General features: G+C 73.4%; 17 protein-coding genes. 14 read left to right on the plus strand and 3 right to left on the minus strand.

What is annotated here, in order from left to right:
* Positions 1 to 344: 344 nt before the first annotated feature.
* From IEY78_RS29585 to IEY78_RS29615, 7 genes are all read left to right on the plus strand, one after another.
* On the plus strand, positions 345 to 1,472 hold the full coding sequence (locus IEY78_RS29585) for a glycosyltransferase family 4 protein (protein ID WP_189103474.1): 1,128 nt from the start codon (positions 345 to 347) through the stop codon (positions 1,470 to 1,472).
* Positions 1,469 to 2,695 (plus strand): glycosyltransferase, encoded by a 1,227-nt coding sequence (locus IEY78_RS29590; RefSeq protein ID WP_189103476.1) that lies wholly within the window; start codon positions 1,469 to 1,471, stop codon positions 2,693 to 2,695. The genes IEY78_RS29585 and IEY78_RS29590 overlap by 4 nt, the downstream gene beginning before the upstream one ends.
* Positions 2,695 to 3,648 carry an SGNH/GDSL hydrolase family protein gene (locus tag IEY78_RS29595; RefSeq protein ID WP_189103477.1) on the plus strand — a complete coding sequence of 318 codons (954 nt, stop codon included), beginning with the start codon at positions 2,695 to 2,697 and terminating at the stop codon, positions 3,646 to 3,648. The genes IEY78_RS29590 and IEY78_RS29595 overlap by 1 nt, the downstream gene beginning before the upstream one ends.
* Complete coding sequence (locus IEY78_RS29600; RefSeq protein WP_189103480.1) at positions 3,645 to 7,280, plus strand: hydantoinase B/oxoprolinase family protein; 3,636 nt, start codon at positions 3,645 to 3,647, stop codon at positions 7,278 to 7,280. The genes IEY78_RS29595 and IEY78_RS29600 overlap by 4 nt, the downstream gene beginning before the upstream one ends.
* A gap of 363 nt (positions 7,281 to 7,643) precedes the next feature.
* Entirely contained in the window at positions 7,644 to 7,979 is a 336-nt protein-coding gene (locus tag IEY78_RS29605; RefSeq protein WP_189103482.1) for a hypothetical protein, read from the plus strand.
* A gap of 110 nt (positions 7,980 to 8,089) precedes the next feature.
* Complete coding sequence (locus tag IEY78_RS29610; RefSeq protein ID WP_189103484.1) at positions 8,090 to 8,785, plus strand: ABC transporter ATP-binding protein; 696 nt, start codon at positions 8,090 to 8,092, stop codon at positions 8,783 to 8,785.
* Between the two features lie 98 nt (positions 8,786 to 8,883).
* Positions 8,884 to 10,950 (plus strand): FtsX-like permease family protein, encoded by a 2,067-nt coding sequence (locus IEY78_RS29615; RefSeq protein ID WP_189103486.1) that lies wholly within the window; start codon positions 8,884 to 8,886, stop codon positions 10,948 to 10,950.
* A 136-nt stretch (positions 10,951 to 11,086) separates the two neighbouring features.
* Here IEY78_RS29615 and IEY78_RS29620 read toward each other — a convergent pair whose 3' ends face one another.
* From IEY78_RS29620 to IEY78_RS29630, 3 genes are read right to left on the minus strand one after another with little or no spacing between them, the layout of a single operon-like run.
* Positions 11,087 to 11,950, minus strand: coding sequence for a 5-oxoprolinase subunit C family protein (locus tag IEY78_RS29620; protein ID WP_189103488.1), 864 nt, complete (start codon positions 11,948 to 11,950; stop codon positions 11,087 to 11,089).
* Positions 11,947 to 12,570: a 5-oxoprolinase subunit PxpB gene (gene pxpB / locus IEY78_RS29625; RefSeq protein WP_189103490.1), complete on the minus strand. Its 624-nt coding sequence runs from the start codon at positions 12,568 to 12,570 to the stop codon at positions 11,947 to 11,949. Before pxpB ends, IEY78_RS29620 begins: the two co-directional genes overlap by 4 nt.
* Positions 12,567 to 13,343 (minus strand): LamB/YcsF family protein, encoded by a 777-nt coding sequence (locus IEY78_RS29630; RefSeq protein ID WP_189103491.1) that lies wholly within the window; start codon positions 13,341 to 13,343, stop codon positions 12,567 to 12,569. Before IEY78_RS29630 ends, pxpB begins: the two co-directional genes overlap by 4 nt.
* 300 nt (positions 13,344 to 13,643) lie before the next feature.
* Here IEY78_RS29630 and IEY78_RS29635 point away from each other — a divergent pair, with 300 nt between their 5' ends.
* The 7 genes from IEY78_RS29635 (at position 13,644) to IEY78_RS29665 (ending at position 19,771) form a co-directional block, all read left to right on the plus strand.
* Positions 13,644 to 14,387, plus strand: coding sequence for a GntR family transcriptional regulator (locus IEY78_RS29635; protein WP_189103493.1), 744 nt, complete (start codon positions 13,644 to 13,646; stop codon positions 14,385 to 14,387).
* Between the two features lie 179 nt (positions 14,388 to 14,566).
* On the plus strand, positions 14,567 to 15,277 hold the full coding sequence (locus IEY78_RS29640) for a DUF969 domain-containing protein (protein ID WP_189103495.1): 711 nt from the start codon (positions 14,567 to 14,569) through the stop codon (positions 15,275 to 15,277).
* The gene (locus IEY78_RS29645; RefSeq protein ID WP_189103497.1) at positions 15,274 to 16,242 is read left to right on the plus strand and encodes a DUF979 domain-containing protein; all 969 of its coding nucleotides are present in this window, start codon (positions 15,274 to 15,276) and stop codon (positions 16,240 to 16,242) included. The genes IEY78_RS29640 and IEY78_RS29645 overlap by 4 nt, the downstream gene beginning before the upstream one ends.
* A gap of 104 nt (positions 16,243 to 16,346) precedes the next feature.
* Positions 16,347 to 16,991 carry a pyroglutamyl-peptidase I gene (pcp, locus tag IEY78_RS29650; RefSeq protein ID WP_189103499.1) on the plus strand — a complete coding sequence of 215 codons (645 nt, stop codon included), beginning with the start codon at positions 16,347 to 16,349 and terminating at the stop codon, positions 16,989 to 16,991.
* Between the two features lie 175 nt (positions 16,992 to 17,166).
* On the plus strand, positions 17,167 to 18,690 hold the full coding sequence (locus tag IEY78_RS29655) for a hypothetical protein (protein ID WP_189103501.1): 1,524 nt from the start codon (positions 17,167 to 17,169) through the stop codon (positions 18,688 to 18,690).
* Positions 18,690 to 18,842, plus strand: a complete 153-nt coding sequence (locus tag IEY78_RS29660) for a hypothetical protein (RefSeq protein WP_189103503.1) — start codon at positions 18,690 to 18,692, stop codon at positions 18,840 to 18,842. Before IEY78_RS29655 ends, IEY78_RS29660 begins: the two co-directional genes overlap by 1 nt.
* A gap of 32 nt (positions 18,843 to 18,874) precedes the next feature.
* Positions 18,875 to 19,771, plus strand: coding sequence for a hypothetical protein (locus IEY78_RS29665; protein WP_189103536.1), 897 nt, complete (start codon positions 18,875 to 18,877; stop codon positions 19,769 to 19,771).
* The last annotated feature ends 12 nt before the right edge of the window (positions 19,772 to 19,783 follow it).

A 19,783-nucleotide genomic window follows, 5' to 3' on the forward strand; every position in this document is an offset into this window, starting at 1 on the left:
CCGGACCTTTTCTCCACCCCTCAACGGGAGGGGGCGGGCCGGAGGGGCCTGGTGTGTGGACGTAAAGCGAAGCAGTCCACACACCAGGCCCCGGAGGTCCGTCTCCGCACCCAACAGCCCCGCGCAGCGGCCCCCGCCCGCCGCAGGCGCAACGGCGAGAAGCCACCACGGCGGGCCAGCCGACAACGTGGGAAGCCAGCCAAGCGCAGCGGAGACGCACCGCGAAGCGGGCGACACACGGCGAGCAACCACCACGGCGGGGATGCCAAAAACGTGGGAAGAAATTCCTCGGTAAGAAAGATCCACGTGACCCCCTCCACGCACCGTCCGCCGAGAACAGCCGTATGCGTGTCGCCCTCGTCACCGAATCCTTCCCGCCCGATGTCAACGGCGTTGCCCACTGCGCCCTGGAGACCGCCCGGCACCTCGTCCGGCGCGGTCATGATCCGCTCGTCATCGCACCGCTCGGTGGCGCCGCGCCGGCCTCCGGTTCGCAGGAGAGCCCTTGTCCCGTCGTGCGGGTGCCGTCGATGCCGCTGCCCGGCTATCCGCAGGTGCGGATCGCGCTTCCGGGGCGGCGGCTGTCCGCCGCGCTCGCCGAGCACCGGCCCGATCTGGTGCACCTCGCCAGCCCCTTCGTCCTCGGTGCCCGCGCGATGGCGGCCGCCGCCCGGCTGCGGGTGCCCGCGGTCGCCGTCTACCAGACCGATCTGGGGCGTTATGCCCGTACCTACCTCGGTGGCGGCGGGGCCGCGGCCTGGCGGCGCATCAAGGCGGTGCACGCCGCGGCCGACCGCACCCTCGCGCCGTCCAGCGCCGCCCTGCGGGATCTGACCGAGCACGGGGTGCCGCGGGTCCATCTGTGGCCGCGCGGTGTCGACTCCGAACGGTTCCACCCCGGGCGGCGCGACTCGGTGCTGCGCAGCTCGCTGGTCGCGGGGCGGGAGCTGCTGGTGGGGTACGTGGGACGGCTCGCGCCCGAGAAGGACGTCCGGCTGCTGGCCGAGACCTCGCGGCTGCCGGGCGTCCGCACCGTCGTCGTCGGCGACGGCCCCAGCGCCGCCGGGCTGCGCACGGCGCTGCCGGAGGTCCGCTTCATGGGCCGCCGCACCGGCGACGAACTCGCCCGGATCTACGCCTCGTTGGACGTCTTCGTGCACACCGGGCCGTACGAGACCTTCTGCCAGACCGTGCAGGAGGCGATGGCCTCCGGGGTGCCGGTGGTCGCGCCGCGAGCGGGCGGGCCGGTGGACCTGGTGGACCACGGCCGTACGGGGCTGCTGGTGACGCCGGGCGACGGCGCCGCCTTCCGGGACGCGGTGCGCTTCCTGGGGGGCAGTGCCGAGCTGCGCGCCCGGTACGGTGCCGCGGCCCGCGGCGCCGTCGCGGAGCGCACCTGGGCGGCGGTGGGCGATCTGCTGCTCGGCCATTACGAGGCCGTGCTCGGCGACCGGACGGCGGTGGCGGCATGACCGCGCGGCACGGCACCACGACGGGCCTGCGCATCGTCCGGATCGCCAACTTCGTCACTCCGGCCTCCGGCGGGCTGCGCACCGCGCTGCGCGAACTCGGGGCGGGCTACCGGGCCGCCGGGCACGAGCCGGTCCTCATCGTGCCCGGGCCGCCGCGGCCGGACGGCTCGGCCGCGATCCGCGACGAGAGCACCCCGCAGGGCCGGGTGATCACCCTGCCGGGGCCCGAGCTGCCGGGCAGCGGCGGCTACCGCATGCTCACCGACCGCCCCCGGCTCCAGCGGCTGCTGCACGCGCTGGCGCCCGACCGGCTGGAGGTCTCCGACCGTACGACGCTGCGCTGGACCGGGGAGTGGGCGCGCCGGGCCCGGGTTCCCGCGGTGATGGTCTCGCACGAGAGCGTGGACGGGGTGCTGCGTACCTGGGGCGTCCCGCAGCCGCTCGCCCGTGCCGCCGCGGACCGGCTCAACACCCGTACGGCGCACGCCTACAGCCGGGTCGTGTGCACCACGGAGTGGGCGGCGGCGGAGTTCACCCGGGTCGGTGCGCGCAATGTGGTGCGCGCGCCGCTCGGTGTCGATCTCGACGCCTGGCACCCGGACTGCCGCAGCGCCGCGCTGCGCCGGCGCAGCGCGGGCCGGGCGGAGGTCCTGCTGCTGCTCTGCTCCCGGCTGTCGCAGGAGAAGCGGCCCGGACGGGCCCTGGACGCCCTGGACCGGCTGCGCCGGCGTGGGGTCGACGCGGCCCTGGTGGTGGTCGGCGACGGGCCGCTGCGCTCCCGTCTGGAGGCCCGGGCGCGCGACGAGCGGCTGCCCGCCGCGTTCCTCGGGCACCTCACCGACCGCTCCCGCCTCGCCGCGTTGCAGGCCGCAGCCGATGTGGCGCTGGCGCCCGGACCGGCCGAGACGTTCGGGCTGGCCGCCCTGGAGGCGCTCGCCTGCGGGACGCCGGTGGTCGCCAGCGCGGCCTCGGCGCTGGCCGGTCTGGTCGGCAGCGGCGGCGACACCGCCCTGGACGACGGGCCCTCGTTCGCCGACGCGGTCCAGCGGGTGCTGGCCCGGCCCGAACCCGCCCGGCGCGCGGCCGCCCGCCGCCGGGCCGAGGGCTTCGGCTGGCGGCCCGCGGTCGACGCCTTCCTGGCGGCGCACGACGTGCCCGCGCCGCCGGTCCGTCCGCTCGCCGCCCCGGCCGGGGCGCGCCGGGCCGGTCCGTGGGGCGGGTGATGACGGTGCGGTCCGAGGGGACGGCGGCACCGGCCGCGGGCGGCGGCAGCCTGCCGGCCCCGGTCCGCTTCGTGGCGCTCGGGGACTCGCTGACCGAGGGGCTCGGCGACCCCGTGGCGGGCGGCGGCTGGCGCGGCTGGGCCGCCCTGCTGGCTGGGGCCTTGGGGGAGCGGCCGGACGCGGTGGAGCTGGTGAACCTGGCGCGCAGCGGCGCGCAGACGGCGGACGTGGCCGAGCGGCAGCTGCCCGTGGCCCGGGAGCTGCGGCCGCGGTTCGCCTCACTGGTCGTCGGGGCCAACGACACCCTGCGTGCCGCCTTCGCCATCGAGCGGGTCGCGGCCGCGCTGGACGGGGCGCACGGCGCGCTGAGCGCCGACGGGGCCGTGGTGCTGACGGCCTGTCTGCCCGACCCCGGCCGGATGCTGGGGCTGCCCGGGCCGCTGGCCCGCCCGCTCGCCCGGCGGATGCGCGCGGTGAACACCGTGGTCCATGAGGTCTCCGCCCGCTACCGGGGCGTGCATCTGCACCTCGCCGACCACCCCTGGGTCACCGAGCGCGCCTCGTGGAGCGTGGACCGGCTGCATCCCGCAGAGCGCGGCCACCGGCTGCTGGCCCACGGCTTCCATGCGGCGCTCGCCGGCGCCGGGCTGCCCGTCGGGTCGCCGCCCGCGCTGACCCTGGACGGACCGCCGCCGACCCGCGCCGGATCGGCCGTGTGGATGGCGACCCGCGGCACCCGCTGGGTCGCCGACCGGTGCACGGATCTGCTGCCCGGCCTGCTCGCCCTGGCCCTCCAGGAGTGCCGGCACGGGATCACCGGCTCCGGCCGGCTGCTGGACGCCGCGGCCGAGCGCGCCACCCGCACCGCGCTGGCCGCCCTGCCCGAGCCGGGCGGCGGCGCGCTGTGGAAAACCTCCGGGTCGGCGAAGGGCGCTGTGACAATGGCGGGATGACCGGACGCTGGGAGTTCTGGATCGACCGCGGCGGCACGTTCACGGACGTCGTCGGCAGGCGGCCGGACGGTCGGCTGGTCACGGGCAAGCTGCTCTCGCACCACCCCGAGCGCTATCGGGACGCCGCGGTGGCCGGCATCCGGATGATGCTGGGGCTCGGTCCGGACGAGCCGGTGCCCGCCGAGAGGGTCGCCGTCGTCAAGATGGGCACCACCGTCGCCACCAACGCCCTGTTGGAGCGCACGGGCGAGCCGACCGTCCTGCTGACCACCGAGGGCTTCCGGGACGCTCTGCGGATCGCCTACCAGAACCGTCCGCGAATCTTCGACCGGCACATCGTGCTGCCCGAGGCGCTCTACGAGCGGGTGATCGAGGTACCGGAGCGGATCGGCGCGCACGGCGAACTCGTCCGGCCGCTGGACGCCGAGCCCGTCCGCCGGGCGCTGATCCGGGCCCGCGCGGACGGCCTGCGCAGCGCCGCCGTCGTGCTGCTGCACGGCTACCGCCACACCGACCACGAGCGGGCCGTCGCCGAACTCGCCAGGAGCGCCGGGTTCACCCAGGTCAGCTGCTCGCACGAGGTCAGCCCGCTGATGAAGCTGGTGCCGCGCGGGGACACCACCGTCGTCGACGCCTACCTCTCCCCGATCCTGGGCCGGTACGTCGACGAGATCGCCGCCGAACTCCCCGGCATCCGGCTGATGTTCCTGCAGTCCAACGGCGGGCTGCGGCAGGCCGCACACTTCCGCGGCAAGGACGCGGTGCTGTCCGGACCGGCCGGCGGTGTCGTCGGCATGGCCCGCAGCGCCGCCGAGGCCGGCGGGCACGACCGGGTGATCGGCTTCGACATGGGCGGCACCTCCACCGATGTCTCCCACTACGCGGGCGAGTTCGAGCGGGTCTTCGGCAACGAGGTCGCGGGCGTACGGATGCGCGCCCCGATGATGAACATCCACACCGTCGCGGCCGGCGGCGGCTCCGTCCTCCACTTCGACGGCCGCCGCTACCGTGTCGGCCCCGACTCCGCCGGCGCGGACCCGGGACCGGCCTGCTACCGCCGCGGCGGACCGCTCACCGTCACCGACGCCCAGGTGATGCTCGGGCGCATCCAGCCCGACCACTTCCCCGCCGTGTTCGGGCCGGACGGCGACCAGCCGCTGGACGCCGAGGTGGTCCGTACGCGCTTCGCCGAACTCGCCGCGCGGGCCGCCGCCGCGACCGGGGACGAGAGGGGCCCGGAGGAGGTCGCGGCCGGCTTCCTCGACATCGCCGTGCTCCACATGGCCAACGCCGTCAAGAAGATCTCCGTCCAGCGCGGCCGCGACATCACCCGCTACGTCCTCACCAGCTTCGGCGGCGCCGGCGGCCAGCACGCCTGCGCGGTCGCCGACGCCCTGGGCATCGACACGGTGCTGGTCCCCCCGCTGGCCGGGGTGCTCTCCGCGTACGGCATCGGGGTCGCCGACGCCACCGCGATGCGCGAACAGGCCGTCGAAGCGGAGCTGACGGACCCCGAAGGCCTGCGCCGCCTGCGCGAGGCCTGCGACGCGCTCGCCCGGCAGACCCGGGGCGAACTCCTCGACGACGGGGTCCCGGAGGCGTCGGTCAGCACGCACGCCCGGGTGCTGGTCCGCTACGCCGGGACCGACTCCACCCTGAGCGTCCCGCTCGCCGACGCCGACACCATGACCGCCGAGTTCGTCCGGGCGCACCGCGCGCGCTACGCCTTCACCATGGACCAGCCGCTGGTGGCCGAGGCGGTCTCGGTCGAGGCCCGCGGCACGGCCGGCGGCGCCCGGGGGTACGAGAGCGGATCCGGCGGCCGGGAGGGCGCGTTGCGGCCGGCCGCGACGGTCCGGATGTACACGGCCGGACGGTGGCGGGACACCGCCCTCCACCGCCGCGGCGACCTGCTCCCGGGCGATGTCCTCACCGGCCCGGCGATCGTCGCCGAGCAGGACGCGACCACGGTCCTGGACCCCGGCTGGCAGGCCGCGATGGGCGAGGGCGGCCACCTCCTGCTGACCCGGACCCGGCCCCGCACCGACCGGGTCGCGGCCGGCACACAGGCCGATCCGGTGATGCTGGAGGTCTTCAACAGCCTCTTCATGGCCATCGCCGAGCAGATGGGCGTCCGCCTGGAGAACACCGCCCACTCCGTCAACATCAAGGAGCGGCTCGACTTCTCCTGCGCCCTCTTCGACGCCGACGGCAATCTGATCGCCAACGCCCCGCACATCCCGGTGCATCTGGGGTCGATGGGGGAGTCCATCAAGGAGGTGCTCCGCCGCCGCGGCGGGGAGATGCGGCCGGGCGACGTGTACGCGGTCAACGACCCGTACCACGGGGGCACCCACCTCCCCGACATCACCGTCGTCACCCCCGTGTTCGCGCAGGACGCCCCGGACGGCCCCGTCGGCACCCCTCCCGAGCTGCTCTTCCTGGTCGCCTCCCGCGGCCATCATGCCGAGATCGGCGGCATCACCCCCGGTTCGATGCCCGCCTTCAGCAGCACCATCGAGGAGGAGGGCGTCCTCTTCGACAACTGGCTGCTGGTCCGCGACGGCGAACTGCGCGAACGCGCCACCCGCGAGCTGCTCACCTCCGGCCGCTACCCCTCCCGCGCCCCGGACGCCAACCTCGCCGACCTCCGCGCCCAGATCGCCGCCAACGAGAAGGGCATCGAGGAACTGCGGCGCATGACCGACCAGTTCGGGCTGGATGTCGTCCGGGCGTACATGGGGCACGTCCAGGACAACGCCGAGGAATCGGTGCGGCGGATCATCGCGCGGCTGTCGGACGGCAGCTGCCGCTACGAGACCGACAGCGGGGCGGAGATCCGCGTCGCGCTCACCGTCGACCGCGCCGCCCGCAGCGCCGTGCTCGACTTCGCCGGCACCTCACCCCAGCAGCCCGGCAACGCCAACGCGCCCACCTCGGTGGTGATGGCGGCCGTGCTGTACGTCTTCCGCACCCTGGTCGCCGACGACATCCCGCTCAACAGCGGCTGCCTCAAACCCGTACGGGTCCGCATCCCGGAGGGCTCGATGCTCGCCCCGGTCTTCCCGGCGGCCACCGTCGCGGGCAATGTGGAGACCTCCCAGGCGGTCACGGGCGCCCTCTACGCCGCCCTCGGCGTCCAGGCCGAGGGCTCGGGCACCATGAACAACCTCACCTTCGGCAACGACCGGGTGCAGTATTACGAGACCGTCGCCAGCGGATCGGGCGCCGGCGACGGCTTCCACGGCGCGGACGCGGTCCAGACCCATATGACCAACTCCCGGCTGACCGACCCCGAGGTCCTGGAGTGGCGCTACCCCGTACGCGTCGACGCCTTCACCATCCGCGCCGGCAGCGGCGGCCGCGGCCGCTGGCACGGCGGCTGCGGCGTCGAACGCCGACTGCGCTTCCTGGAACCGATGACCGTCGCGCTGCTGACCAACCACCGCCGAATCGCCCCGTACGGCATGGCCGGCGGCGCCCCAGGGGCACTGGGCGCCAACTCCGTCGAACGGGCCGACGGTTCACACGAGGACCTGGCGGGCTGCGACACGGCGGACGTCGGGGTGAACGACGTGCTGGTGATGCGCACACCGGGCGGGGGCGGGTACGGGGCGCCGGAGGAGGGGTGACCGCGGCGGGCCGGGCACGGACGGTGTCACCACCGACGGCGTTACGAGGACGAGGCAGGACCGGTCGCTGATCCCCGACCGCCTCGCCCAGCTTCTGCGCGCTCATGGATTGGCGGAGTCGCCCCGCCTGGTGCTGGAGCCGAAGCTCACTGACCTCTGTTTCAACCGCTGCTGCCGAAGGAGGATATATCAGGTCATCGAGGAGGTTCATTTGCCTTCAGTGACTTGTGTACATACTGTGCTCTTCGCAGCTACGGGGGGCTGACCAGGCGGTTTGGTAGTTGTGCTGACGCTTTTTCACCCCGCGTGGCGTAAGGCAGAGGGATTGGACCTCTGCGGCTATGTGAATGGAGTATCGGGGAAATGCGTACCAGCGCGAGACGTCTTGCCGCTATAGCCATCGGCGGAGCTTTCCTGGTCGGGATCGCACCTGCACAGGCGGCTCAGCTCTCGGCTTCCACCTATGGGTCTTCCGGCTGGGTGAACCAGAATCACGCCTATGCCTACGCGAAGGACACCAAGGCGGACGGTGATTCCGTCTACAGCCAGTACGGCCGAGAAAACGCCGGAGACTACTACCTGCACAACAAGAGCGGCAGCGGAACCACCACTCAGAGTGGTTCGGGGAAGTACATTTACACCCTGACCAGCTGCGTCTCGCTGGACTGGCAGCCCGACACGTGCTCGTCATCGCTCTAATCCTCCCCGTACGGTCCTGATGGGCCGTTGATCGGGAGCTCACCCTTCTGACGGCCCGGCGGCTCAGTAGTGCTGCCGGGCCGTTGCAGTATCTAGCGAGGCAGATCAGCATGGTTCATCCGAATGTCGACGCCCACCCGGTTCTGAGGCTCAACGGCCTGAGCTACAGCATCGGCGAGCGCCGGCTGCTCAACGGCGTCACCTTGGACTTGGCCTCGGGGGAGGCCGTTGCGGTGACGGGGCCGAGCGGCAGTGGGAAGAGCACCCTGCTGTCGTTGATTCTGGGCCTCATCACCCCCAACAGGGATCAGGTGTGGGTGGCCGGCAGCGACATGTCCGCGCTGCGGGGAAAGCGATTGGCGCGGCATCGCGCTCAGCACCTCAGCATGGTCTTCCAGTTCGGCGAGCTGCTTCCCGAACTGACACCCGTGGAGAATGTGGCACTTGCGGGCCTGCTGGCCGGGGAACCCGGTCGGTCGGCATATGAGCGGGCCGCCGGTCTGCTCCGTGAGGTCGGCGTTACCGGTACCACGGCCACCACAGGGGAGCTGTCGGGCGGTGAGCGGCAACGCACCGCCCTGGCACGTGCCTTGATGAACCGGCCCTCGCTGATCCTGGCCGATGAGCCCACCGGCTCACTCGACACCGCCGCTCGCAGCTCGGTGGCCGATCTGCTGTTCTCGCTGCCGCAGCGGTGGGGATGCGGGCTGCTGGTGGTCACCCACGATCCGAGCATCGCTGCTCGCGCCCACCGGCACTTCAGCCTCCGCGAGGGGCTTCTGCACGACGAGCAGGTGGCCGCATGACCAGGGCACCGCGCAGAGCTGGGCTTGGGGCCCGGTGGCACATGCTGCGGATCGGCCGGGCCGCCCGTCGGGGTACGGCAGGGAGCGGTACCCGCTGGATGGCCCTGCTGTTCGCCACAGCGGTCCTGTGCCTGGCCTTCACCGCGCTGGTGGCGGTATACGCCGGCTATGCGGGAACGCAGGAGCGCACGGGGGCTCGCAGTCCGGAGCGGGTGACAGACGGCCACACCACCACTCGGGCCCGCTACTTGCTCAAACACGACACCCTGGACGATGCACGCTCCTACACCGTCGCGTTCGTGGAGCCTGTGGATGCCGCGGTTGCCCCGCCCCCCGGCCTTACCTCGTGGCCCGCTCCTGGCCAAGCGGTGCTCTCGCCCGCCCTGCTCAAGGCGGGAGCTGGTCAACACATCGCCGACCGCTACGGCACGTTGGCAGGGACGATAGGCCCGCAGGGGCTGGCATCTCCCAGCGAGCGCTTCGCCTACGTCCGGCCCGCGCACACCATGCGGGGAATGACGGAGGCACGCCCCATCCACGGCTTTGGTGCCGCGCCGGAGTGGGGCAACGGGGACTTCACCAATCAGCGGCCCATCTGGAATCTGCTGCTCACCGTCTGTGGCTTTCTGCTGTTGCCGGCAGCAGCCTGTGTGGTGCTGGCAGCCCGCATCGGCGCTGACGAGCGGGACCGGCGTACCGCCCTCGTCTCGGCTCTGGGCGCACTGCCGTCGCACCGTCGGCTCATCGTCATCGGTGAAGCGGCCCTACCCGTGGTGGTGGGAGCGGTGGTCGGGGCAGTGCCGGCTGCCGTCGGCTGTCTGATCGACGTGCCCGTTCCCGTTGTGGACTTCACTCTCCATGCACCGGATCTGGCTGCGTACGCTCTGTGGCTTGTCGGCATGGCGGTGCTGTCAGTGGTCGTGATGCTCACAGCGGTCACCGTTCTGCACCGACGGCGACGCCCGGGCGCATCGACACGCCCCCGAGCCTCCCGACCGGCCCTGACCAGGTTCGCCTGCTGGGCTTGTCCGTTGTTCCTGCTGGCAGCCTCGTACGGACCGGGGCTCGCCCCGTCGCCCACCCTGCGCGTGCTGCTGCAGGTAGTGGGCACTCTCGGCGGATTTGCCACCCTGCCCTCGCTCCTCGCAGCAGCCTGCAAGGCGGCCGGTTCCGCCTTGGCCGAACTCTCTCGCCGTCGGGCCGGGCCGTCCGCTCTCATCGCGGGACGCTGGATGGCGGCTCATGCCGCGACCACCGCACGGCTGGTGTGTTCGGTGGTGATCGCCATCGGGCTCACGGGGGAGACGCAGTTGTGGATGTCTCGTATGGCCGAGCCGGTCCGACAGGCCACGGCCGTGCACGCGATGGTCGGTGAGAGCCTGCTGAGGGTGAGCAGCCCCCGGCGCATCACACCGGCGTTCGTGGAGTCGCTGCCTGAGCAGGCCGTCCTGCTGTCCCTGGAGGAGGACAAGGGAGCCATCACTGTCCTCGGTACGTGCTCCGACCTCAAGGCTGTCCGCCTCCCCTGCCGATCCACCGCTGTCACGCCTGCGGACGGGGCCGACGAACGCCTGCGATACGCCCTCGGGCGCGGCACCGACCTCAACACCGCTGTCATCGCGCAGGCGTCCGCCCACACCGGCAGGGCAGCGCTCGTGCTCTCCCGCGGTGGGACCGCGCTCGATGTCGCCGGGATCAAGCAGACAGCCAACCGCACACTCGCGCCCGGAACCGACGTCAGCACACTGGGCACCGAGTGGATCAGTGGCGGAATGGTGCTCAGGGACCAGTCAGGGTGGCTGCTCTTCTTCGGCCTCTTGGGTACCTCCGTCCTGGCGGTGGGGTTCGCGCTCAATACGCAGGCCGAGTTCTTGCGCCAGGGGCGGGCTGCCGCACCCCTGGCAGTGCTCTGCGGCCGTCGCAGGGTCTTTTACGGACTCAGCGGATGGAGCCTGCTCGCTCCGCTCCTCGCTTCCGGGGCCGTGGGAGTCCTCATCTACTCCTGGCTCGCCGGCCCCCTCATCGCGGACGGATACGCGCAGACCTCACCGACTTTGATGTCTGTCAGCCTGGGAGTGAGCGCTGCGCTGGGCCTCGTGCTCTGGGTGTGCGGCGGAACCAGCGCCGCCCGGATCTCCGGCCGCTGGCGCCCCAACGGTGACTGACCGCACGGGCCGTTGACCGCGGTCGAGTCCGCTCGGGCCCGTCGGCGAGCGGTGGAAGCCGCTACGACAGGACCACTGGCGGGCAGCCGCCACCTCGCATCGCCCCTGATGCGGGTGTGGCATGCGAAGACCGGACCTAGCGCATCCGCACGAACCGGACCGCCGTCCCCGGGGCCGCCTGGGCTGCCGGGGCCAGGAAGCGTTCGGGGACCACGCCGATGACCGGGTAGCCGCCGGTGGTCGGGTGGTCGTGGAGGAAGAGGACCGGCAGGCCGTTCGGGGGGACCTGGAGGGCGCCCAGCGGCATGCCCTCGCTGGGGAGTTCGCCGGGGCGGGCGCGCTCCAGGGGCGGGCCCTCGGTGTGCAGACCGATGCGGTTGCCGGCCGGGGAGACCCGGAACCGGCCGGTGACCAGGGTGCGCAGACCGGCGTCGGTGAACCAGTCGTCGCGCGGGCCGGGCAGGAACGGCAGCAGCAGTTCGGCCACCGGGCCCGGGTGCGGCACGGCGTCCGCGGTGGACGGCGGGCCGTGCGGAGTGCCCAGGGGGAGTACCGCGTCCTCGGCGAGCGGGTCGGGGCCGAGGCCGGAGAGGAGATCGGCGGCGCGGCTGCCGAGGACCGGCTCGGTAGTGATGCCGCCGGCGAAGGCGAGGTAGGAGCGCAGCCCGTGGGTGGCCGGGCCCGCGTCCAGGACGGCGCCGGCCGGGACGCGTACCGGGGCGCCCCAGGGGGCGGGGCGGCCGTCGACGGTCACCGGGCAGGGCGCGCCGGTGACCGCGGCGGTGGTGGCCGTGCGGACCCGTACGGCGCAGCCCGTGAGGGTGGTCTCCAGGGTGGCGGCGGAACCGGGGTTGCCGACCAGGCGGTTGGCCAGGCGGTGCGCGGGCGCGTCCAGGGCGCCGGCGCGCGGCACCCCGAGGTGGGCGTGGCCGGGCCTGCCGAGGTCCTGGACGGTGGTGAGCGCACCGGCCCGGACGACCGAGAAGGCGCGGTCGGTCATCGGGTGGTCTCCTGCGGGACGAAGCGGACGCGGGTGCCGGGGGCGAGCAGCGCGGCCGGCTCCCGGCGCGGGTCCCACAGCACGGTGTCGGTGGTGCCGATGAGCTGCCAGCCACCGGGGGAGGAGCGGGGGTAGACGCCGGTGTACGGGCCGGCGAGGGCGACCGAGCCGACCGGGACCTTGGTGCGGGGGGTGTCCCGGCGCGGGACGTGCAGCGGTTCGGGCAGCCCGGTCAGATAGCCGAAGCCGGGGGCGAAACCGCAGAAGGCGACGTGGAACTCGGTGGCGGAGTGCAGCCGGACGACCTCCTCGGGGGTGACGTCCCACAGGGCGGCGACGTCGGCGAGGTCGGGGCCGTCGTAGCGGACCGGGATCCGTATGGCCGGGCGGTCGGCCGCGGTCGGCGGCGGTATGTGCCAGGAGGCGATGTCGGCGAGCAGGCCGCGGGGGTCGTCGAGGCCGTCGAGGAAGACCGTGCGGGCGGCCGGCACGATCTCGCGCGGCGGCGGCAGGGCGCCGCCGGCGACCCGGCGCAGCAGCTCGGCGTGCAGTGCCTCGACCTCCTCCGCGGTGTCCAGCTCGATCAGCAGGCCGTGTTCACCGACCGGCAGGGGCTTCATACGAAGCTCCGTACCTGGACGCCGGACGCGGTGAGTTCGGACCGCACGCGCCGGGCGAGGCCGGCGGCGCCGGGGGTGTCGCCGTGCAGGCACAGGGAGCGGGCGGTCAGGGCGACGCGGGTGCCGTCGCGGGAGGTGACGGCGTGGTCGCGGGCCATGCCGAGGGCGCGCTTGACGACCTCGTCCGGGTCGTGGATCACCGCGTCCGGTTCACGGCGGGGCACGAGGGTGCCCTCGGCGGTGTAGGCGCGGTCGGCGAACGCCTCGCCGACGACGGGCAGTTGCGCCGCGCGGGCCGCCTCGTGCAGCCGGGAGCCGGGCAGGCCGAGGACCGGCAGGGCGCCGCCCGCGGCGCGGACGCCGGCGATGACGGCGTGGGCCTGCTCCGCGTCGTGGACGCAGCGGTTGTAGAGCGCACCGTGCGGTTTGACGTAGCCGACGCGGGCGCCGGCGGCGCGGGCGAAGACCTCCAGCGCGCCGATCTGGTAGGTGATCTCGTCGGCGAGTTCGTCCGGCGGCACGTCCATCGCCCGGCGGCCGAAGCCGGCCAGATCGCGGTAGGAGACCTGGGCGCCGATCACGACGCCGTTCGCGGCGGCGAGTTCGCACACCCGGCGCATCGTGGACGGATCGCCGGCGTGGAACCCGCAGGCCACGTTGGCGCTGGTGACGACGGAGAGCAGGGCCTCGTCGTCGGTGAGCTGCCAGCGGCCGAAGCCCTCACCGAGGTCGGCGTTGAGGTCGATCACGCAAGGAGCCGCCGGGTCGCTCATGTCTGTCCGTTCCAGGGTGGTCGATGCCGGTGGGACGCGGGCGCGGGCGGCTCGTCGGCGGGTGGCGGCGGGCGGTGCTGTTGCCCGGCCGGCCCGGATCCGCGGTGACTCTCCCTGAGGGCACGTGAGCCGACCGGCGTCGGGGACAACGTAGGGGATCGTTGAACGATCCGACAAGAGGTGTGCGGTATCCGAGGGCAGGTGCGTTGTTTCGTCCTCCGGTCTGGGATTGACTTCCGCTCATACGACCCCGGGGCGGCACGCAGGCCGCCCCGGTACGGCACGAGAGCGGGGAGCGGCATGACCGGCGAGGCGGCGAGGAACGATCAGGGGCGGCTCACCGAGGTCACGGGCCTGGAGCGGGACCGCGACCGGCTGGGGCGCGCCAGCACCGCCGAGCGGGTCGCCGACATCCTGCGCGACCGGATCGCCGAGGGGTACTTCCCGCCCGGCGCCCGGCTCTCGGAGGAGAGCATCGGCGGCGCGCTGGGCGTCTCGCGCAACACCCTGCGGGAGGCCTTCCGGCTGCTGACCCATGAGCGGCTGCTGGTGCACGAGCTGAACCGCGGGGTGTTCGTGCGGGTGGTGACGGTCGAGGACCTGAACGACATCTACCGGGTGCGCACCCTCGTGGAGTGCGCGGCGGTGCGGAGCCTGGGGAGGGGGCCCTACGGCGCCGCGGCGACCGCGGCCATCGCGGCGATCGAGGCCGCCGTGCGGGCCGGTGAGGCCGCCTCCGAGGCCCGGGCATGGCAGGACCTTTCGACCGCAAATATCCGTTTTCATCAGGGCATCGTGGCCCTGGCCGGCAGCCCGCGCACCGAGGAGCTGATGCGGGGGGTGCTGGCCGAGCTGCGCCTGGTCTTCCACGTCATGGCCGACCCCCGGCGCTTCTACGCGCCCTACCTGACCCGCAACCGCCAGATCGTCGAGGTCCTCCAGGCCGGCGACGCCCCGGAGGCCGAGCGGCTGCTGCACGCCTACCTGGAGGACGCGCGCAGCCAGCTCTCGGGCGCCTATGCCCAGCGCATCGCGGAGAGCTGAGGCCCGGCCGGGCGGGGCCCCGACGGGGGCGTCCGGGGGGCCCGCCGGAGATCCGTTGAACATTCGTTCCCGCAGACCCCTTGTCGGATCGTTGAACAATCGCCTAACGTCCGCTGCAATCTTCTCCTCATCAACGGACTCCCGGACTCCTGCAGTCCCCGTACGCGGAAGGCGGATCCATGATCGTGCTCCTCGGCGTGCTCGTGGTCGTGATCGGCTTCGCCACGAAGCGCAACCCCCTCCTGGTCGTGGGGGTGGCCGGCATCGCCACCGGCCTGCTCGGCGGACTCTCGCCGGGCAAGGTGCTCGCCGCCTTCGGCAACGGCTTCGCCGGCAGCCGGGCCGTGACCATCTTCGCGATCACCCTCCCGGTCATCGGCCTCCTGGAGCGCTACGGCCTCCAGGAGCAGGCCCGCAACCTCATCGCCCGCTTCGCCCGGCTCACCACCGGCCGCTTCCTCGCGCTCTACCTGGGCCTGCGCCAGATCGGCGCCGCGGTCGGGCTCACCAATGTCTTCGGGCACGCCCAGACCGTCCGCCCGCTGGCCGTCCCGATGGCCGAGGGCGCGGCGGAGCGCAAGTTCGGTGAACTCCCGGAGCGGACCCGGGAGAAGGTCAGGTCGTTCTCCGCCAGCGCGGACAACGTCGGACTGTTCTTCGGGGAGGACGTCTTTCTCGCCGTCGGCTCGATCCTGCTGATCACCGGCTTCGTCAACACCACCTACGGCACCCATCTGGAACCGCTTCAGCTCGCGCTGTGGGCGATCCCCACCGCGGTGTGCGCCTTCGTGGTCCACGGCTGGCGGCTGCTGCGCCTGGACCGGCAGCTGGAACGCGAGCTGCTCACCGCCAACGTCCCGGACACCGCAGTAGTGGAGGCCGCCAAGTGATCAAGGCAGAGTGGTTCTACTGGCTGGTGGGCCTCAGCTTCCTGGTGATGGCCGCCCGGATGGTCACCGACCGCAGCAACCCCAAGCGCCTGGGCACCGGCGCCTTCTGGGGACTGATCGGCGCCGGCTTCATCTACAGCAGCTGGGTCGTCACCAAGCAGGCGCCGGCCGAGCCGCTGGGCGTCGCGGTGCTGGTGATGGCCGTGCTGGCCGGCTTCGGCTTCACCGGGCGCGGCACCCCGCGCACCACCACCCCCGAGGAGCGCACCGCCTCCGCCGCCCGCCTCGGCAACAAGCTCTTCGTCCCCGCGCTCACCATCCCGTTCGTGGCCATGGCCTGTGCGATCGGCGTCAAGCACCTCTCGTTCGGAGGGGAGCCGGTGCTCCAGGAGGGCAGCGAGACGATCCTGGGCCTGGGCATCGCCGCCGTCGTCGCGCTCGCCGTCGGCATGGTCATGCTCCGGGAGAAGCGGATCTCCGTGCCCGTGGAGTCCGGGCGCTCGATGCTGGAGACGATGGGCTGGGCCATGCTGCTGCCGCAGATGCTGGCCACGCTGGGCGCCATCTTCCAGGTCTCCGGCGTCGGCGACCAGGTCGGCAAGCTCACCACCTCGATACTGCCCAAGGACTCGCTCTACATCGCCGTCGTCGTCTACTGCGTGGGCATGTTCGTGTTCACCATGATCATGGGCAACGCGTTCGCCGCCTTCCCCGTGATGACCGCCGCGGTCGGCTGGCCGGTCCTGATCGGCCACTTCGACGGCAACCCCGCCGCCGTCCTGGCGCTCGGCATGCTCGCCGGATTCAGCGGGACGCTGGTGACGCCGATGGCCGCCAACTTCAACATCGTTCCCGCGGCCCTGCTGGAACTGAAGGACCAATACGGGCCCATCAAGGCGCAGCTGCCCACCGCGGGCATGCTGCTCGGCTGCAACATCCTGATCATGGCGCTGTTCGCCTTCTGAGCCGCCGCCCGCCCCCGCCGCACCCTCCCGCACGGTGGCCCCGGCCACCGCACCGCCCCCGCCGCCGGACGCACCGCCGGACGCACCGCACCGAGGAAGACCGCATGACCCGGGTACTGCTGACCGGATTCGCCCCGTTCGACGGCGAATCCACCAATCCCTCCTGGCAGGCGGTGCGCGCCGCCGCGGCGGCACCGCCGGACGGCATCGAGATGTCCGCCGTCGAGCTGCCCTGCGTCTACGGAGCCTCGATCGCGGTGCTGCGCGCCGCGATCGAGGAGACCCGGCCCGAGATCGTGGTGTGCGCCGGCCAGGCGGGCGGCCGCCCCGACATCACCGTCGAACGCGTCGCGCTCAACCTCGACGACGCCCGCATCCCCGACGCCTCGGGCGCCGAACCCATCGACGAGCCGATCGTGCCCGGCGGCCCCGCCGCGTACTTCTCCACGCTGCCGGTCAAGGCCTGCGTGGCCGCGGTCCGCGCCGCCGGGCTGCCCGCCTCGGTCTCCCACACCGCCGGCACCTTCGTCTGCAACCACGTCTTCTACGGCCTCGCCCACCTCATCGCCACCGAACTGCCCCACTTGCGCGGCGGCTTCGTCCACGTCCCCTACGCGCCGGAGCAGGTCGTCGACCGCGCCCTGCCCTCGCTCCCGGTCACCGCCGCCGCCCGGGCGCTGAGCGAGATCGCCGTCACCGCCGCCCGCACCCGCACCGACATCCGCGCCGCCGGCGGCACCACCCACTGAGTCGCGGCCCGGGGCGCAGGACCTGGCGGCGGGCCGCGGCGGGGCGCGTCGTAAACTTGCGCGTCGGCTGCGTCGGCTGGCGGGTGCCCCGTCAACGGATCCACCAGCGGTTCCACCCATGCACGGATCCGCGCCGTTTCGTCCGTTGTCAGTGCGAGCGCCTACTCTGTGCGACGTGACTTTTTCCGCCCCGGGGGCCGCTGCGCCCCAGCTCAACGGCCCTCAGCGGCCCGCGCCGGGCCCGGCCGCCGACGAGGGCCTGGCCCGCCGGCTGCGCGCCCTGGCGTGCACCGCGCCGCTGCACGACCTCGATGTGCGCAAGGCCAACCTCGCGGGCGAATTCGGCGTCTACGCCATGGCGGAGGTGGCGCTCGCCGTCATCGATCTCGTCACCCTCAACATGGACTTCGACACCGGCGCCGACCACGAGGAAATAGTGGCGAAGGTGCTCCCGCGGGTCGCGGCGCAGGCCCCCCGGCGCCCGACGGGCGAGCACGAGCGGGTGGCCCGCTGGGTGCTGGAGAACCTCATCAACGTCGGCAGTGTGGACCGCGGCTTCCGCGCCGTCTACGGCACCTTCACCACCGACGGCGCATACGTCCGCCGCGACTACGACTTCAAGCTCATCGAGGAAGTCCCCGGCACGGGCGGCACGGTCTATCTGCGCGCCACCGACGAAGCGGTCAACGTCCTGGTCGGCGCGCTCGACACGGACGTCACCAGCGCCCAGATCGCCGCCGAGGTCAAGCTGGAGGTGCTGATCAACCGGGGCCGGCTGGCCGACGCCCAGCTCGCCGCCGAACAGGCCCGCTACCGCACCGTGCAGTACGCCGAGACGCTCCGCCGGACCCTGGACGCCACCCGCCGCAACGTCCGCGCGGTCGACTGGCTGGAAACCGTCCCCGACATGATCAGCGAGGCACTGGACCACGTCGCGGACCGCTACCGCCACGAGAACGCCATCCTCACCAACATCCGCAAGGCCCGCGACGAGACCGAGGAGCCCGAGCACAAGCGCCGCGCCGCCGAACTCGTCGACATCGTCAAGGACTGCATCCGCCGCCACACCCAGCTCCAGTCCCGGCTGCTGGAGGCCGGCCCGCTCTTCCGCGCCGAACAGGACCGGCAGGCGTTCGCCACCCCGATCGCCCGCTCCGGACTCGATCTGTACGGCCAGCTCGTCGCCCCCGTGCTGCCGCTCCCCGCCGAGCAGGCCATCCGGGTCACCGACGCCTTCTTCACCCACGGCACGGGCCTGCGCACGCCCTCCGCCGTCCGCGTCGGCGACCTCGTCGAGGTGCTGCTCACCCCGCCCGTGGAGCGCGAGCACCTCGGCGCCGAGATGCCCGAGCCCGACCTGGTGGCGACCCCCGACGACAGCCGCTTCAGCGAGGCCCAGCTCGACGCCGCGATGGCGCTGCTCACGCTGCCCGCCGACGCCCCGCGCAGGCTCTCCGGCCTCCTCGCCGAGGCCCGCCGCAGCGATCCCGAACTCCCCTACCTCGTCGCCCTGCTGGCGGTGCACGCCGCCAGTCCGCCGGTCGGCACGGCCTACCGCCAGGGCGAACAGCAGCTGCTCTTCGCGGTCGACGACGGCGAGGAGCTGACCGATCCCGAATTCGGCGGCGCCGACCTCATCGTGGGCACGGCGCTGCTGGACGCCGCCGGTATGGCCGCGGACCGCTCGGAGGTGGCGTGATGGCCCGCGCCCGGGACGCCCGCCGGGCCGACGGCGCCGCGTGCCGGGCCGAGGCCACCGCCCCGCCGGTCCGGCGCGCCCCGGGCGGCGCCCCGCCCTCGCGCCGCCCCGAGATGTCCCAGACCGTCCCCCGCAAGGAGCTTGTCCCGTGACCCAGTACGACGACGCGCCGCAGCCGGACCCGGTGTCCGGGGCCGGTGAGCCGGGCGGGGCGCCCCCCGCCGACGCCGCGCCGCCCGCCGCGGCCGGCCCCGCGCCCGTCACCCCCGCCGACGCCGCGGACGCCGCCCGGCTGGTCTCCTTCGGCCTCCAGCCCAAGCTGCTGCCCGCCCGCGACGCCGAATACGGCGAACTCCTGCGCCGCTACCGCGACGAGCCCGCCTTCGCCCGCCTCGCCGACGCCGTCGCCACCGGCCTCGGCCTGGTCGTCCTGGAGGTCTCCACCCGCGCCGGGATGGCCGTCACCGCGTCCGAGGACTCCGTCTTCGCCGTCCGCATGGGCGAGTACGCCCGCCGCGCCTCGGCCGACTCCGCCGACCGCTTCCTGCACGGCCTGGCCCATCTCGCCGTCGCCGCGCTGGCCTTCCCCCGCCCCGAGGACCTCGCCGACGACGGCTACATCGGCCGGATCACGGTCAACGGCGTGGACGCCTTCGTCCGGCAGGCCTGCCGCCGCCTGGAGGAGCGCGCCGAGCAGGAGGGCGAGAACACCGACCCGGCCACCGACGCCCCCGGCCTGGAGTCCGCCTGGCGGATCTACGCGCGGCGCAGCGCGACCGGCGCCACCAAGGACGCCAGGCGGCTGGCCGGTTCGACCACCGGGATCATCGCCAAGGCCGTCACCTTCCTCGTCGACTCCGGTTTCCTCCAGCGCACCGGCGACGACTCCGGCGGCGCCTACCGCACCACCGCCCGCTACCAGCTCCAGGTCCGCGACATGGCCGGCAGCGCCGCCATGGCCGAACTCCTGGAGCTGGGCATCGTCCCCGTCGCCGACGGCAGCGCCGCGCTGCTGCCGGGCGAGGACACCGAGGACCTCGACCTGGTCTCCGACGCCGGTCTGCCCTTCCACTCCGGCTGACCACCGCCCCCG

This window comes from Streptomyces kronopolitis (genome assembly GCF_014646275.1).
GTDB classification, from domain to species: Bacteria; Actinomycetota; Actinomycetes; order Streptomycetales; family Streptomycetaceae; genus Streptomyces; species Streptomyces kronopolitis.